General features: G+C 63.0%; 15 protein-coding genes. 9 read left to right on the top strand and 6 right to left on the bottom strand.

The features are described 5' to 3' along the window. Nucleotides 1-337 precede the first annotated feature (337 nt). The 4 genes from LB554_RS03905 (at nt 338) to LB554_RS03890 (ending at nt 4,095) form a co-directional block, all read left to right on the top strand. Nucleotides 338-559 (top strand): hypothetical protein, encoded by a 222-nt coding sequence (locus LB554_RS03905; protein WP_015318427.1) that lies wholly within the window; start codon nt 338-340, stop codon nt 557-559. 200 nt (nt 560-759) lie between these two features. Continuing rightward, nucleotides 760-1,548, top strand: coding sequence for a GGDEF domain-containing protein (locus LB554_RS03900; RefSeq protein ID WP_140664753.1), 789 nt, complete (start codon nt 760-762; stop codon nt 1,546-1,548). A 168-nt stretch (nt 1,549-1,716) separates the two neighbouring features. Further along, nucleotides 1,717-2,715 (top strand): glycosyltransferase family 4 protein, encoded by a 999-nt coding sequence (locus tag LB554_RS03895; protein ID WP_224583195.1) that lies wholly within the window; start codon nt 1,717-1,719, stop codon nt 2,713-2,715. Nucleotides 2,716-2,868: 153 nt separating this feature from the next. Then, nucleotides 2,869-4,095, top strand: coding sequence for an anion transporter (locus LB554_RS03890; protein WP_224583193.1), 1,227 nt, complete (start codon nt 2,869-2,871; stop codon nt 4,093-4,095). 2 nt (nt 4,096-4,097) lie between these two features. Here the strand turns inward: LB554_RS03890 and LB554_RS03885 are convergent, their stop codons facing one another. Next, a complete protein-coding gene (locus LB554_RS03885; RefSeq protein WP_015318423.1) occupies nt 4,098-4,685 on the bottom strand; it encodes a TetR/AcrR family transcriptional regulator in 588 nt (195 codons plus the stop codon). An 84-nt stretch (nt 4,686-4,769) separates the two neighbouring features. Between LB554_RS03885 and LB554_RS03880 the strand changes: the two genes are divergently transcribed. Further along, nucleotides 4,770-5,666: a crotonase/enoyl-CoA hydratase family protein gene (locus tag LB554_RS03880; RefSeq protein WP_224583191.1), complete on the top strand. Its 897-nt coding sequence runs from the start codon at nt 4,770-4,772 to the stop codon at nt 5,664-5,666. Here LB554_RS03880 and LB554_RS03875 read toward each other — a convergent pair. From LB554_RS03875 to LB554_RS03855, 5 genes are all read right to left on the bottom strand, one after another. Beyond that, the gene (locus tag LB554_RS03875) at nt 5,612-5,932 is read right to left on the bottom strand and encodes a cupredoxin family copper-binding protein (RefSeq protein WP_224583189.1); all 321 of its coding nucleotides are present in this window, start codon (nt 5,930-5,932) and stop codon (nt 5,612-5,614) included. The two genes, LB554_RS03880 and LB554_RS03875, sit on opposite strands and share 55 nt — an antisense overlap. Beyond that, a complete protein-coding gene (locus LB554_RS03870) occupies nt 5,929-6,453 on the bottom strand; it encodes a DUF4142 domain-containing protein (protein WP_224583187.1) in 525 nt (174 codons plus the stop codon). The genes LB554_RS03875 and LB554_RS03870 overlap by 4 nt, the downstream gene beginning before the upstream one ends. Before the next feature lie 106 nt (nt 6,454-6,559). Continuing rightward, nucleotides 6,560-7,246, bottom strand: coding sequence for an RNA polymerase sigma factor (locus LB554_RS03865; RefSeq protein WP_224583185.1), 687 nt, complete (start codon nt 7,244-7,246; stop codon nt 6,560-6,562). An 89-nt stretch (nt 7,247-7,335) separates the two neighbouring features. Then, entirely contained in the window at nt 7,336-8,415 is a 1,080-nt protein-coding gene (locus tag LB554_RS03860; protein WP_224583182.1) for an HPP family protein, read from the bottom strand. A gap of 207 nt (nt 8,416-8,622) precedes the next feature. Beyond that, nucleotides 8,623-9,810, bottom strand: a complete 1,188-nt coding sequence (locus tag LB554_RS03855) for a cystathionine beta-lyase (RefSeq protein ID WP_140717577.1) — start codon at nt 9,808-9,810, stop codon at nt 8,623-8,625. A 342-nt stretch (nt 9,811-10,152) separates the two neighbouring features. On the opposite strand from LB554_RS03855, the gene LB554_RS03850 reads away from it, so the two are divergent. The 4 genes from LB554_RS03850 (at nt 10,153) to LB554_RS03835 (ending at nt 14,362) form a co-directional block, all read left to right on the top strand. Then, a complete protein-coding gene (locus LB554_RS03850; RefSeq protein ID WP_140617171.1) occupies nt 10,153-10,788 on the top strand; it encodes a DUF1326 domain-containing protein in 636 nt (211 codons plus the stop codon). Between the two features lie 9 nt (nt 10,789-10,797). Beyond that, the gene (locus tag LB554_RS03845) at nt 10,798-11,649 is read left to right on the top strand and encodes a DUF2182 domain-containing protein (RefSeq protein ID WP_224583180.1); all 852 of its coding nucleotides are present in this window, start codon (nt 10,798-10,800) and stop codon (nt 11,647-11,649) included. A gap of 434 nt (nt 11,650-12,083) precedes the next feature. Further along, the gene (locus LB554_RS03840; RefSeq protein ID WP_015318414.1) at nt 12,084-13,112 is read left to right on the top strand and encodes an amino acid ABC transporter substrate-binding protein; all 1,029 of its coding nucleotides are present in this window, start codon (nt 12,084-12,086) and stop codon (nt 13,110-13,112) included. A 62-nt stretch (nt 13,113-13,174) separates the two neighbouring features. After that, on the top strand, nt 13,175-14,362 hold the full coding sequence (locus tag LB554_RS03835) for an amino acid ABC transporter permease (RefSeq protein WP_015318413.1): 1,188 nt from the start codon (nt 13,175-13,177) through the stop codon (nt 14,360-14,362). Nucleotides 14,363-14,365 lie beyond the last annotated feature (3 nt).

The raw sequence follows: 14,365 nt of genomic DNA, 5'->3' as shown, positions 1-14,365 counted from the left end.
CTTGCTCTCCTTGCAAAGGGCCGAAAGTGTAACCCATCTATCCGGAATGAACTGTCACCCATCTCTCGGGAAGGGCAAATGGCTTATGTGCATGACCTCACGCGGTTACGCGACCCTGCCCCTGCCTGCCAGTGCTGCCACGCCGTTTACCGGAAGCCCGAACAGAGTTCCGGTCCGCGCAGGGCTCTGGAATTATTTCGTGATCCGGCCCTGTTGGAACCTTGGCCAAAACCACGCGTTCGGGGCCTTGTATTCGTGGAGCCTCATAAAAGGCACTATGCGGCAAGCGAACGGATGGGACAAAACAAGCGCGGGTTGGGGGAGGAGAAACAAGGCTATGTCGAAACGTGAAATTGGAACGTCCCCTGCCTTGGGGCGGCGTATCGCCGATCTCAGGGCCCGAATGCAAGACGCCGAAATTTCCGGCCATGAGATGAAGACCTTTCACAAGGTCGCCGCCATCATGGGATCTGGCGACGGTTCCTTGCAACTGGATGCCGACGACCTGATCGCGGCATCCTTCGTCGCCGAAGCGGTTGGGCCGGCGCCCAGCCGCTGACTTCGGAATTTCCCTTGTCCGAAATCCGGTGAGCAAATCGCGTCCTCCATTGGGGCACGGCCGCCTGTTGGGTGATCGTGCTCCAGCGCCCGGCCCCTGATCTCGTCTCGTCGTCACCTGATCTCGAATTGAAAGGAAAGTCTTATCATTTTGTTTGCGTTGGCACGTCATAGTAGGGACGGCTAACGGAGTGAAAAGGGATGAAGCTGGACCTGTCGCCCACCAGCTGGGGCAGGGTGATGGCCGTCACCGCCGCCGGCACGGCATTCTTCATTGCCGTGGCGTTTTTCGTCGATTCGTTCAATTTCCCGTATCTTTCGCCCGAGTCTGTCTGGCGCGCTAAGCTGACCGACCTTCTGCTGCCCTTGGTGCTCGGCGGCTCGTTTCTGTTTTTCCTGATGTGGAAGATCCGCCAACTGGCGATAGCTCAGCGCGACCTCAGCGTCATTGCCGCGACGGACAGCCTGACGGCGGTGCTGAACCGCGGCGCCTTCTCGATGCTGGTCGAGGCCTATCTCGAACAGACCCGCAAGCAGGAAGAGACCCGTACCGGCGCGCTGCTGATCATCGATGCCGACCACTTCAAGTCGATCAACGACCGCCTCGGCCATGATTGCGGCGACCAGGCGCTCAAACTGATCGCGCAGGCGATCAAAGGCCAGCTGCGTGGCACCGATATCGTCGGCCGGATCGGCGGTGAGGAGTTCGGTGTATTCCTTCCCGGCGTCGACCCCTCGCAATCCTGGCTGGTTGCCGAAGGCATCCGCCGACGGATACGCGAAATGGACTTTTCGCCGGATGGCCGGTCCTGTCCGCTTTCCGTCAGCATCGGCGGCACCAGCTTCAGCGGGCCGACCACCTACGAGGCAATATTCTCCGCCGCCGACAGACGGCTTTATGCCGCCAAGTCGAATGGACGCGATCAGGTCAGCTTCGATCCGGCGGAAGCCGCTCTAGTGTCTCCGCTCAGCGCCGCCACCGTCCACTGAGGGCAGCCTCGCAGCCGGCTGGCACGACCGCTTCCTTGACGCATACCTGTCTGTGTGCTTCCTCTGCGCAAGTGATGTATGGAGCATCGCCAGAAACACTCCTGCTTCTTGAGTCCCTCGATCGTGCGGTTCGCGGGCACGGCACGGCCCGCGGATGCAGGGAATTGAATGGCCAAACGCCCCGGGCCGGTAAGCACCGCGATCATGATCCACTTATTCAACGGCTTTCAGAACCCGTTTGGCGGCAGTGAGCGCGAAACCCTGGAGTTGTATCGGCTGTTGAGCGCCGAACCCCAGGTGCGCCTCTGGGCGACCTCGTCGCGCGTATCCGAAGGCCTGATGCAGGAATTTCCGATACGCCGCGTCTCGCCGGCAACACGCAATGTGCCGGCTGGCGGCACCTATGTCTTTCTCGGTGCGCATTGGCGCAACAAGATGTGGCCTTATCTGATCCCGCGACCGCGCCGGCTGATCTATGTCTTCAACACCTTTCATCCCAAGATCATCGCCCTGACGACCCACAGGCCGCGCCTGCTGGGTTGGCCCGGTGCCGAACTGGTGCTGATCTCCGACTTTCAGAAGCGCATGCTGCGGGTCGAGGGCGTCGTGCATCCGTCACCCATCGACATCGAGCGCTTCTCGCCACGGCAGGTAAGGCCAAACGGTCCGTTCACGGTGGGGCGACTGAGCCGCGATACGGCGGACAAGCATCATGCTGACGATGTGGCGCTCTATGAGGCATTGCTGGCCGATGGCGATGCGGTGCGGATTCAGGGCGGCATGCCGCTCAAGGACAGGCTCGCGCCGCATTCGCAACTCGAGCTCCTGCCGCAGGGTGAATTTGCCGCCGAACAGTTTTTGCCGACGCTCGACGTCTTCTATTATCGCACCGGCTCGCATGTGGAGACGTTCGGCCGTGTGGTGTTCGAGGCGATGGCCTGCGGCCTGCCGGTCGTTTGCCATTCGCATGGCGGCTACGCCGATCATATCAGGCATGGCGAAAACGGTTTCCTGTTCGAAACGACGCAACAGGGAGCACGGATCCTGGCCGAGCTTAAAGCCGACCCGGCACTGCGGTTGGCCGTGGGTCAGAAGGCGCGGCGAACTGTCGAGCAGCTGTTTTCGCCGCGGGCGGTGCAACAGCGGTTGGACTTCTATCGGCGTTAGCGGCGCCACGCCGTCCGGCTTTCCAGACACCCTCGGCCAGCAATCCACGTACCCCGTTTGGCATCGATCCCGACATCGCGCTAAAGCTGGCATCACGTGAATCGCGGGGCGGCCGGCATCGGCGCGCGGACAGATCGAGCAGGGCTTCTACCGATGACATTGACGGGCGCCGCGGCACTGCTGATCCTGATCTTGACCTATGCCGGCGTCGCAATCGGCCGGATACCTGGCTTGCGGCTCGACCGGGCAGGCATCGCGCTGCTTGGCGGCGCGGCCATGATCGCCATCGGCGCGCTCAGCATGGAGGATGCCTACCGGGCCATAAATTTCGACACCATCACCCTTCTGCTCGGCATGATGATCGTCGTGGCTCATCTGAAGGTGTCGGGTGCCTTTCGCGGTCTTGGCGCCGTCGCCATCGAGCACGCGCATGCACCATTCATGCTGCTGGTGATGGTGACGCTCCTCACCGGCGTGCTGTCGGCCTTCCTGGTCAACGATGCCATCTGCCTGGTCATGGCGCCGATCGTCGTCCACGTTACCCGCGTTATCAACCGCAATCCGATCCCCTATCTGATCGCCACCGCCACCGCTTCGAACTGCGGCAGCGTCGCCACCATCACGGGCAATCCGCAGAACATGGTCATCGGCGCGCTGTCGGGCATTTCCTATCCGGCCTTTTCGGCGGCACTCGCGCCGGTCGCCTTGTTCGGCCTTGTCGCGGTCATCGTCATCGTGCGCATCGTCTACCGTGCCGAATTTACCCGCAACGGCGAACTGACGCCACACATCTCGCGCGGCCGCATGCATCGCGGCCAGGTGCTGAAGGCGGTGGTCGTCTGCATCGGACTGGCGATCGCCTTCTTCGCTGGTGTTCCCGTAGCCAAGGCGGCGCTCATCGGCGGCGCCATTCTGCTGCTGACCCGCGCCATCAAGCCATCGCGCATCTACCGTGAGATCGACGGACCGCTGCTGTTCATGTTCGCGGGACTGTTCGTGGTGGTTGCCGGCGCGGAAAAGACGCTGCTGACACCTGAGATGATCGCCTCGGCCAAGAACATCGGGCTCGACGATGTCTGGAGGCTTTCGGGTTTCACCGCGGTGTTGTCCAACGTCATGAGCAATGTTCCGGCCGTGCTGGCGCTCAGGCCTTTCATACCCGGCCTGGAAAACCCCGAGCGCGCCTGGCTGGTCGTGGCCATGAGCTCGACGCTCGCCGGTAACTTCACGTTGCTCGGCTCGGTCGCCAATCTGATCGTCGCCGAGCAGTCCAAGGCCGCAGGCACGCCGTTGTCTTTCGGCGCCTTCTTCAAGGTCGGCCTGCCGCTGACGTTGATTACGCTCTTGGCCGGTACGGGATGGCTGGCGTTCGGGGGGTAGTCCTAGGCCTGGCTGCCCGACATTCGCGCCCTGACAAGCGTGGCCGCGGCTCGTCCGGCTGCTTCGACGTAGTCGGGGTTGCGATGGATGAGCATGATCGAAAAGCAGCCGTCGATCAGCAGCACGATCTCGCGCGCCAGCGCCCGCGGCCCCTCGATATGGTGGCCGGACAGTTCTGCCGCCAGCCATGTCTCGAAATTGCTTTTGTGCCGCGCCCCGACCTTGACCGCCGGGTGCCCTGGCATGGAGGCAAGCTCCGCGGCGGTGCGCAGGAAGCCGCATCCCTTCCATTTCGGATGGCGCGTGGCCCGGGCCAGGTTGGCGAAGATGGCTTGGACCTTGCTGTCCACACCACCTTGTTCAGCCTCGAACCAGCCGGCCATCCGTTTCAGATTGGGCTGATCGCGGCCGTCGAGATAGGCTGCGATGAGGTCGTCCTTGCTCTTGAAGTGGTAGTAGAGCGTCCGCTTCGTGAGACCCGCTTCCTCGGCGACGGCATCGACGCTGACACGGCCGATCCCCTCCGCGTAAAACAACCTGGTTGCTGCGTCGACAATGCGCTTGCGGGTAGGACTTTGTGCTTCGGGCATGGGTTTAAGTATACTGACTAGTAAATATACACAAGGCGCGAATGGCGTAACCTTCCATCTCATCACCATGCTGGAGGAAGCCAGATGACCGATCTTGTCCTGAACGAAAACAGGGAAGGCGTTGCCGTCCTTTCCCTCAACCGCCCGGAAAAGCTGAACGCGTTGAACTATGCGCTGATCGATCGCCTGCTCGCGACACTCGATGACATTGAAGTCGACGACCGCATCCGCGCGGTCATTCTGACGGGCGCCGGCGAGCGGGCCTTCTCGGCGGGCGCCGACATAGAGGAGTTCTCGGCCAGCGTGGCGCTGGGCGCCGAGACAGCGCTGCGAGACTTCGTCATGCGGGGACAGCGGCTGACGGCAAGGCTGGAAGCCTTTCGCAAGCCTGTCATCGCAGCCGTCAACGGCCTCGCCTTCGGCGGCGGCTGCGAAATCACGGAAGCCGTGCCGCTTGCAATTGCCAGCGACCGCGCGCTGTTCGCCAAGCCGGAGATCACTCTGGCAATGCCGCCGACTTTCGGCGGAACGCAGCGCCTGCCCAGGCTCGCCGGGCGCAAGCGCGCGCTCGAACTGCTTTTGACCGGCGACTGGTTCCCGCCACAGCGGGCTCTTGACCTTGGCCTCGTCAATCAGGTGGTTCCGCATGACGATCTGATGCCGGCTGCGTTCAATCTGGCCAGGCGTATCCTTCGGCACTCCGGACTGGCAGCCGCGGGCATCCTCACGGCGGTGACGCGAGGGCTCAATCTGAGCATCGCCGAAGGCTTGCTGGTCGAGGCCGAGCAGTTCGCCCGTATGGCCCCGACAGCCGATTTGCGCGAGGCGCTAGATGCCTGGATCAGCAGGCACAGCCCTGGACACGACGGATCCTGGACGCATGTCGCGCGGCCCGAGGAGGCAAGGCGGGCCTCCTCGGCCCTGGATCACGGCGCCACCAGCAAGCTTCCCTTCATGTTGGGGTGGAAGCGGCAGAAATAGTCGACCGTTTGCGCCGTCTTCAGCGTCATGCTTGCCGACTTCTTCGGCGGGATTATCACCTCCCAGCCGCCCTTCACGGTAGCCGTGTGGGCGATCACGTCCTTGTTCACCCACTCGATCGTGTCGCCGACCTTGGCATCGACGCTGGCCGGCGAAAAGACGAGCTTGTCGACGGTGACCTGGATGGTTGCCGCCGCTGCCGGCGCTGTGGATGCCAACGCCAGCACGACCAGCCGCGCCAGATGATCCAAGGCGCCCGTTTTCATTTCAGCATGCCGGCGACGTGTTCGGCATGCTGCTCATGGCCCTGGAAGATCTTGAGGCCGGTCTCGAGCAGGCTCTTCAGATCGGCATTGCTGGCCGAGGGAATGAGCAGGGTTTCGAGCGCGCCATTAACCTGCTTGTGATAGGCGACCTCGTTTTCGATATAAGCCTTGTCGAAGGCCGCGCCTTTCAGCTTGGCGAGCTTGGCACGTTCCTCCTTCGCCGCCTTCGTCAGCGCCTGGCTGGTGGCGTTGTCCTCGGGCTTCACCTTGAGCTTCTTGACGAGATCGAGCGCCTGCTTGTTCACCGCTTCGTGGTCGCGCTCCATGTCCTTGGCGAAATCGACGACCTCCTTGCTCTTTGACTTCTTGATCGCCTGCTTGGCCGCCTCGATGTCGAGGACGCCTGCCGTATAGGCGATATGGGCGATCTGCGGGTCGGTCGGCTTGTCGGCGGCTTGCGAGACCGGCGCAGCGCCGACGAGAAGCAGGGCGGCAAGGGCAACGGTATATCGGGTGAACATGGCATCCTCCTTGGCCCGGCCGCGCGGAGGCGCCGGGCTCGAATTTGCAGTTGACGGCCATTGGATGCGGGGCGGGAAGAAACGTTCCCGGAAAATCAGGACGGCATCATTCGAAACCCAGCCGTCCCATCACCGCCTGGGTCAGTCGCTCGCAGCGCCGACCGGCGAAGGGGAAAGCATCGAGCAGCACAGGGCCGATTTCGTCGTCCAGCGCCCTGCGCAACAGGGCGCGCGCCCGGTGCAGCCTCGTCTTGACGGTCTGTGGCCGCACGCCGAGCAAATCGGCGGTTTCCTCCATGCTCAGGCCCTCGATGACGCGGGCGACGAAGACCATGCGGTAGATGTCGGGCAGGCTGTCGGTCGCCCGTTCGACAAGTGCGAGAATCTGCCGCTGCGCCATCGTCCGCTCCGGATCGTCGTTGGATTTGAGGGGAAACCTGATTATCCGCGCTTCCGGATCGGCAGGCATTTCCACCGTGCGACGTCTCTTGCGCAGGCGGCCGAGCGCTTCGTTGATGACGATGCGCGACAGCCAGGTGGCGAGCGTGGATTGACCGCGAAACGCCGCCAGGCTGGCGAAGGCGCTGACATAGGCCTCCTGGACGACGTCCTCGGCTTCGGCGTCGTTGCGCAGAATGCCGCGCGCGATGCGGTAGAGCCGCTGGTTGTGTACCTTCATGATGGCGCGAAAAGCATCCGGGTCGCGGGTCAGCGCGCGGTGGACGAGCTGCATGTCGCCGGAAGGGCTTTCGGCAACCACGGGCACCGTGGCGGGCATTGGCTGCTTGCTCATCGCGACCGGATCTCCTCGTGCAAATGCTGCACATTGGATGCGCCTGCCGGCAAAAGGTTCCCGGACCAGAGGGATCCGGGACCGGTATTCTAGGCTGCCGCCAATCCCTTGTCTGCCCTCTGCACGCGTGCGGCGGCCGCCAAGAGGTCGGTCTGCGTGATCAGGCCGAGAATGCGCCGCTCGCCATCGACGATGACCACGGCATGGCTGCGGCCGTCGGTCAGCACTGGGAGCAGGCTCATCGCCGGCGTCTCGGGCGAGGCGGTGCCGGCGTTTGCCATGACGCCCTTCACCGTGCCGGTGGCTTTCGTCAGCTCGCGCAGGCCAACGGCGCCAACCAGCCGGGCATCCGCGTCGACCACCGGCAAGGTGCGGATATTGTGATCGAGCAGTTGCTGGCGCGCCTCGTCGGCGGTGGCTTGCTCCGACACCGAAACCACGTCGCGCGACATGATGTCCTCGCATAGCAGCGTGCGGTGCGAGCGCACCATGGCCTGCAGTTCGACTTGTCTCAGCAACCGTTCGAGGTCGTCGCGGTCGATGTCGAAGGTCTCGTCCAGTGTGGTCAGCGCCGCGTCGATATCCTCGGGCCGGAAGCCAACGCGCTGCTGAGCCGGCGGATCGGCGGTGCCGTGGCTGTTGGCGGCCGGTGCCGCGACATGCGGGTAGTTGCGCCGCGCCAGCTTGTGGAAAAGGAAGCCCAGCGCCACCAGTATGGTCGAATTCAAGGCCACCGGCACGAACGGGAACAGGAAGCCCGCGCTGATGACGGCCGGGCCGCCGAGCACCGCCGTCAGCGCGGCGGCGCCGCCTGGCGGATGAAGACAGCGCGTGAACGACATCGCGGCGATGGCGAGCGCCACCGCGAGCCCTGAGGCAATCACCGGATCATGGATGAAATGCGCCACGGTCACGCCGACCAGCGCCGATATGGAATTTCCGCCGATGATCGACCAGGGTTGCGCCAACGGGCTGGCCGGTACGGCGAACAGAAGCACGGCGGATGCGCCCATCGGCGCGACCAGCAGGGCCACATGCGGGCCGCCGCCCATCGCCAGCCCGCTGATCACGCCCGTCAGCGCGATGCCGATCGTGGCGCCGATACACGCCAGGATGCGTTCGCGCAGCGTGGCGCCGGCGAGGATGGGGACAAAAAGACGAAAGGCCATTGGAAAACTTTGCGAGGACTGAATCTGTCGAGGATGCGTGCGGCACGCAATGCAGCCGAATTCGCCGATTTGAAAGTCAAACAAATCCGTAAAGTCATGACGTAGGAGAATAATATTGCGCACCGATCTTCGCCGGAGTGCTGGCAGCGCCTCGCGCTTTGTCATCAGCGTCAAGGGCTTGCGGCCCTTTGCTGACTCTGTTTGAGGTCAGCCTGCGCGCGCCGCTGCCGCAAGCCCGCCCCGGATGTCGGTTTTCAAGTCGTCGACATCCTCGAGGCCGATCTGCAGTCGTATCAGCGGACCTTCATAAGTGCCTTTCGCAACGACGCGGTCGCCAAGCCAGACCGGCACCGCGAGGCTCTCATAGCCTCCCCAGGAGTAGCCGAGACCGAAGATCCGCAGTGCGTCGAGGAAAGCGTGCTGCTCCTGCTGGCCACCACCGGCCAGCACGATGGAAAAGATGCCGCTCGAACCGCGGAAGTCGCGCTTCCAGAGATCGTGGTCGGGATGGCTGGGAAGGGCAGGGTGGAGCACGCGCGCCACGCCCTTTTCGCCTTCGAGCCACGAGGCGATGGCAAGTGCGCTGCGCTGGTGACGGTCCAGCCGCACACCCATCGTGCGCAGGCCGCGCAGCACCTGGTAGACGTCGTCGGGTCCAGCACAGCAGCCAAGCGTGCAAAAGCTCTCGTAGAGTTGCGTCCAGCAGGCCTCATTGGCTGAGACAGTGCCGAGCAGCACGTCGGAATGGCCCGCCGGATATTTCGTCGCCGCATGGATCGAGATGTCGACGCCATGGTCGAGTGGCCGGAAATAGAGCGGCGTCGCCCATGTGTTGTCCATCATCACGATGGCGCCGGCCGCGTGCGCCGCCTTGGCGATCGCCGGGATGTCCTGCACCTCGAACGTGTTGGAGGCCGGCGATTCGGTGAACACCACTCTGGTGTTCGGCTTGATCAACGCCGCGATGCCCGCGCCGATATTGGGAGCATAATATTCGACCTCGACGCCGAGCCGCTTCAGCATCGTGTCGGCGAAGTTTCTCGTGGGATGATAGACGGAATCGACGATCAGCAGATGGTCGCCCGCCGATACGAAGGCGAGCAGCGGCACGGTCACCGCCGCCAGGCCCGACGGCACCGCGATCGTGCCGGCCGAGCCTTCCAGCGCGTCAATGGCATGCGCAAGAGCGTCCGTCGTCGGTGTGCCGCGCGTGCCGTAAGTGTACTTCTGGCTGCGTGCGGCCATCGCGGCGGCATTTGGGAACAGCACAGTCGAGGCATGCACGACCGGCGGGTTGACGAAGCCGAAATAGTCATGCGGGTTGTTGCCCGAATGGGCGAGCCGCGTGTTGATGCCCATCGTGCCGGAACCCTGCTCGCTGCCGTCTTTCGCCATTCTTGGTCGCCTTGTTTAACAAGGCGCTAGCCATAATGCGGCGTCGTGGACCGTGCAACAGCCCACCGTTCGCCAGGAATGGACTTTGAATATGCCAATTCCTGGTCCGGAAGACAGCCCGCGATCTGATCCGGAATCGGACCAACCACGCGCGGCGGTGCCCTGTCGGAAGCTTGGTCGTCAGCTGGTGAACCTATTGTAGCCGGCTGTGAAAGGTATATGATAAATTTCTAATGTTAATCGCCGGATGCTTCAATCAGATGCTGCCGGATGGTTCTTGCCGGTTATCTCCTGATCCCCATCCGGGTATCCCGCTCAGCGAGCGGAAAGGGGAGGAATGTCATGCCTGACGTCAAATGGACGATGAAGGCGCGCGAATTCATCAACTGCAATTGCGCCTATGGCTGCCCGTGCCAGTTCAATGCCATGCCGACATACGGATTCTGCCAAGCCGTCGCCGGCATGGAGATTGAGACCGGGCACCACGGCGACACCAGGCTCGACGGGCTGCGCTTCGTCGGCATCTTCAGCTGGCCCGGCGCGATACACCAGGGCAGGGGCGAGGCCGCGGTGGTTATCGACGAGAGAGCCAGCGAAGCCCAGCGCGAAGCCCTGCTCCGCATACTGGGCGGTCAGGACACCGAACCAGGCGCGACAATATTCCAGGTCTTTTCGACCACCTTGGAGAAGTTCCACGATCCGATTTTCGCCGCGATCGATTTCGAGGTCGACGTCGATGGGCGAACCGGCCGGCTGCACGTGAAGGGCGTAACCGACGGCCGTGGTGAGCCGATCAAGAACCCGGTCACCGGCGCCGAGCACCGGGCGCGCATCGACCTGCCGCACGGCTTCGAATACGCCATCGCCGAGGTCGGGCGCGGCTGGACCAAGACGACGAGCCCGATCAAGTTCGAGGTGGCGGACACGCATAGCCATTTCGCCAACCTGCATCTCACGCAGAGCGGCATCGTGCATTGATCTGATCCAATGGGCGACACGGCTCTCGAGGCGGTGCTGCGGCGCGACCGCGCGGTCGTGACGGCCGCGCTTGCCGTCATTGCCGTGTTCGCCTGGGCCTATGTTCTTTGGCTAGCCGCCGACATGGGTAGCCCGGTGTCGGGCGGCGAGGCAGGCGACATGGCCGGGATGGACATGGCGAGCATGAATATGGGCGGCATGGCTATGGGCGCCGCCGTGGTGCCGGGTGTCCGGGCCTGGGCATCGGCCGATTTCGTCTTCACCTTCACGATGTGGGCCGTGATGATGGTCGGCATGATGACGCCGTCGGTCGCGCCGATGTTGCTGCTCTATGCCGGCGTCGGCCGCAAGGCGCTGGCGGACAGCCGGCCTATCGCTTCGACGGCATGGTTTTTTACCGGCTATCTCGTCGTCTGGGTCGTCTTCAGCATCGTGGCGACGGGTGCGCAATGGCTGCTCACTCGTTTCGCCTTGCTTGATCCCGCGATAGCGGCGCACAGCGCGGTCCTCGCAGGTATCATCCTGATCGCCGCCGGCCTCTACCAATGGACGCCGATCAAGGGCATCTGCCTGCGCCAATGCCAGGCGCCGATCGCGTTCCTGGCCAGCCATGGCGGATTCCGCACCACCGCGCCCGGCGCGCTTCGGCTTGGCATGGATCACGGCGCCTATTGTCTCGGCTGCTGCTGGGCACTGATGGCCCTGCTGTTTGTCGGTGGTGTCATGAACGTGCTGTGGATCGCCGGCATCGCCATCCTTGTTCTCCTGGAGAAGGTGGTCCCGGCCGGGCAATTGATCCCGCGCATCTCCGGTGCATTGATGGTCGCGGTCGGCCTCTGGCTGGGCCTTTCCGCGCTTTGAGACCGCGCGACGATTTTGTCCACAAGCAATATCGACCGCCAATCATGGGTAATCGTCGGCCGAAGGTGTTCCGTAACGTCAATGCATTTCGTGCCCGGGGGCAGTAACGCCGAGCTATTGCCCGGAACGGATTTTACAGCGCCGGCTCACATCTGCGTCAAATGAGCTTTGCCGATTCAAGTCGCGCTTCTGGCGAGATCGCATGCACGTTTGTCTGCAATTCAGGCATTTCAGGCAATCGATTTTCAAACCCGGTCGGATTCGGTCATTTTCCTTGACCTCACGGGAATTATCGCCTTCGATGCTGTTCGTGAATGGGAGGCGGCGCGTCGGTTTGCGATGCGGGGTTTCGGGAATGGGCCGGGATGGGAGCTGCGTTCACAAGGGAAAAAAATCAGGGTTTGCCTGAAAAAACAGAAAAGGGTCTGTGGGTTATGAAACACATTGCTATCGGCATTCTTGGCGCCGCCACGCTCGGACTGATGGCGTCGGCCGCGTCGGCCGGCACGCTCGACACCGTCAAGGCGAAGGGCTTCATCCAGTGCGGCGTCTCGACCGGTCTGGCCGGCTTCTCCGCGCCGGACGACAAGGGCGACTGGCAAGGCATCGACGCTGATTTCTGTCGCGCGGTTGCCGCCGCCGTCTTCGGTGATGGCACCAAGGTCAAGTTCACGCCGCTCAGCGCCAAGGAACGGTTTACCGCGCTGCAGTCCGGCGAGGTCGACATCCTCTCGCGCAACACCACCTGGACGATCAACCGCGATACCGCGCTCGGCCTGAATTTCATCGGCACGACCTACTATGACGGCCAGGGCTTCATGATCAACGCCAAGAAGCTGCCGGGCGTCAATTCGGCGCTGCAGCTTTCGGGCGCCGCCGTCTGCGTGCAGAGCGGCACGACCACCGAGCTCAACCTCGCCGACTACTTCAAGGCGAACAAGATGGAGTACAATCCGGTCGTCTTCGAGAAGCTCGAAGAGGTCAATGCCGCTTATGATGCCGGCCGTTGCGACGTCTACACAACCGACCAGTCGGGCCTTTACGGCATTCGCTTGACGCTCGGCTCGCCGGCCGATCACGTCGTGCTGCCCGAGATCATCTCGAAAGAGCCGCTAGGACCAGCCGTTCGCCAAGGCGACGACCAGTGGTACCACATCGTCAAGTGGACCTATTTCGCTCTGCTCGACGCCGAGGAGCTCGGCATCACCAAGGCCAATGTCGACGAGATGAAAAACTCCGCCAGCCCGGAGATCAAGCGTGTGCTCGGCCAGGAAGCAGACACCAAGATCGGCACCGACCTCGGCGTCTCCAACGACTGGGTCGTCAACATCGTCAAGGCCACCGGCAATTACGGCGAAATGTTCGACCGCAATGTCGGCTCCGGCAGCCCGCTCAAGATTGCGCGTGGCATCAATGCGCTATGGACCAAGGGCGGCCTGCAATACGCGCCGCCGATCCGCTGATCGAAATGTGATCCGGAAGGCAGGCTCCTGCCTTCCGGTTTCTCTTTCACAGGGGACGTGACATGGCATCGCAGGAAATCCTACGCGAGGAGCCGAGCCGCGGCTCCTTCGTCAATGACCCGAGAATTCGCAGTCTCTTCTTTCAGACGCTGGTGGTCATCGTTCTGTTCGGGTCCGTCTGGTGGATCGTGCAGAACGTCATCGACAATCTGCAGCGCCTGCACATCGCCTCCGGCTTCGGCTTCCTCAAGGGGCGCGCCGGCTTCGATATCTCGGACACGCCGATCGCCTATACGTCGGACTCGACCTATGGCCGCGCCATCGTCGTCGGCCTGATCAACACCATCATCGTTGCCGTCGCCGGCATCATCACCGCCACCATCATCGGCTTCGTCATCGGCATCGGCCGCCTGTCGCAGAACTGGCTGATCCAGAAGATCTGCACGGTCTATGTCGAGATCTTCCGCAACATCCCACCGCTGCTGGTCATCTTCTTCTGGTATTCCGGCGTGCTCGCCGTGCTGCCGGCGCCGCGCGATTCCTATCATCTGCCCTTCGGCTCGTTCCTCAACCAGCGCGGCTTCTATTTTCCGCGCCCGGTCTGGGGCGACGGCTCCTGGCTGATCCTGGTCGCCCTTGTCGTGGGCATCGCAATGTCATGGTTCGTTGCCCGCAGGGCGCGTCAGCGGCAGATGGCGACGGGCCAGCAATTTCCGGTGTTCTGGACCTCCGCCGCGCTGATCATCGGCCTGCCGCTGCTGGCTTACGTGCTGAGCGGCTTTCCCCTGAGCTTTGACTTGCCCAAACAATCGACCTTCAACCTGACCGGCGGCTTCCAGGTCAAACCGGAGTTCCTTTCGCTCTATCTGGCGCTGTCCTGCTACACGGCGGCCTTCATCGCCGAAATCGTGCGCGCCGGCATCAGGGGCGTCAGCAAGGGCCAGACCGAGGCGGCGGCCGCACTTGGGCTGCGATCCGGTTCGATCCTGCGGCTGGTCGTGGTGCCGCAGGCCATGCGCATCGTCATCCCGCCGCTGACCAGCCAGTATCTCAACCTGACCAAGAACTCCTCGCTGGCGATCGCCATCGGTTATCCCGATTTGACGGCAACGGCCGGCACGGTTCTGAACCAGACCGGACAAGCGGTCGAGGGCGTGCTGATCATGATGATCGCCTATCTCATACTCAGCCTGGTGACCTCGGCCGTCATGAACGTGGTCAACGCCAGGATGGCGCTGGTGGAGAGGTAGGAC

Source organism: Mesorhizobium sp. CO1-1-11 (assembly GCF_020164995.1).
GTDB classification, from domain to species: domain Bacteria; phylum Pseudomonadota; class Alphaproteobacteria; order Rhizobiales; family Rhizobiaceae; genus Mesorhizobium; species Mesorhizobium australicum.
The sequence above is the reverse complement of the archived record's forward strand: the minus strand, read 5'-3'. Positions and strand labels throughout refer to the sequence as shown.

What these genes read in the sequence shown, in the direction of transcription:
- LB554_RS03905 (WP_015318427.1), top strand. Translation starts at nt 338, where the DNA reads ATGTCGAAACGTGAAATTGGAACGTCCCCTGCCTTGGGGCGGCGTATC.
- LB554_RS03900 (WP_140664753.1), top strand. Translation starts at nt 760, where the DNA reads ATGAAGCTGGACCTGTCGCCCACCAGCTGGGGCAGGGTGATGGCCGTC.
- LB554_RS03895 (WP_224583195.1), top strand. Translation starts at nt 1,717, where the DNA reads ATGGCCAAACGCCCCGGGCCGGTAAGCACCGCGATCATGATCCACTTA.
- LB554_RS03890 (WP_224583193.1), top strand. Translation starts at nt 2,869, where the DNA reads ATGACATTGACGGGCGCCGCGGCACTGCTGATCCTGATCTTGACCTAT.
- LB554_RS03885 (WP_015318423.1), bottom strand. Translation starts at nt 4,685, where the DNA reads ATGCCCGAAGCACAAAGTCCTACCCGCAAGCGCATTGTCGACGCAGCA.
- LB554_RS03880 (WP_224583191.1), top strand. Translation starts at nt 4,770, where the DNA reads ATGACCGATCTTGTCCTGAACGAAAACAGGGAAGGCGTTGCCGTCCTT.
- LB554_RS03875 (WP_224583189.1), bottom strand. Translation starts at nt 5,932, where the DNA reads ATGAAAACGGGCGCCTTGGATCATCTGGCGCGGCTGGTCGTGCTGGCG.
- LB554_RS03870 (WP_224583187.1), bottom strand. Translation starts at nt 6,453, where the DNA reads ATGTTCACCCGATATACCGTTGCCCTTGCCGCCCTGCTTCTCGTCGGC.
- LB554_RS03865 (WP_224583185.1), bottom strand. Translation starts at nt 7,246, where the DNA reads ATGAGCAAGCAGCCAATGCCCGCCACGGTGCCCGTGGTTGCCGAAAGC.
- LB554_RS03860 (WP_224583182.1), bottom strand. Translation starts at nt 8,415, where the DNA reads ATGGCCTTTCGTCTTTTTGTCCCCATCCTCGCCGGCGCCACGCTGCGC.
- LB554_RS03855 (WP_140717577.1), bottom strand. Translation starts at nt 9,810, where the DNA reads ATGGCGAAAGACGGCAGCGAGCAGGGTTCCGGCACGATGGGCATCAAC.
- LB554_RS03850 (WP_140617171.1), top strand. Translation starts at nt 10,153, where the DNA reads ATGCCTGACGTCAAATGGACGATGAAGGCGCGCGAATTCATCAACTGC.
- LB554_RS03845 (WP_224583180.1), top strand. Translation starts at nt 10,798, where the DNA reads ATGGGCGACACGGCTCTCGAGGCGGTGCTGCGGCGCGACCGCGCGGTC.
- LB554_RS03840 (WP_015318414.1), top strand. Translation starts at nt 12,084, where the DNA reads ATGAAACACATTGCTATCGGCATTCTTGGCGCCGCCACGCTCGGACTG.
- LB554_RS03835 (WP_015318413.1), top strand. Translation starts at nt 13,175, where the DNA reads ATGGCATCGCAGGAAATCCTACGCGAGGAGCCGAGCCGCGGCTCCTTC.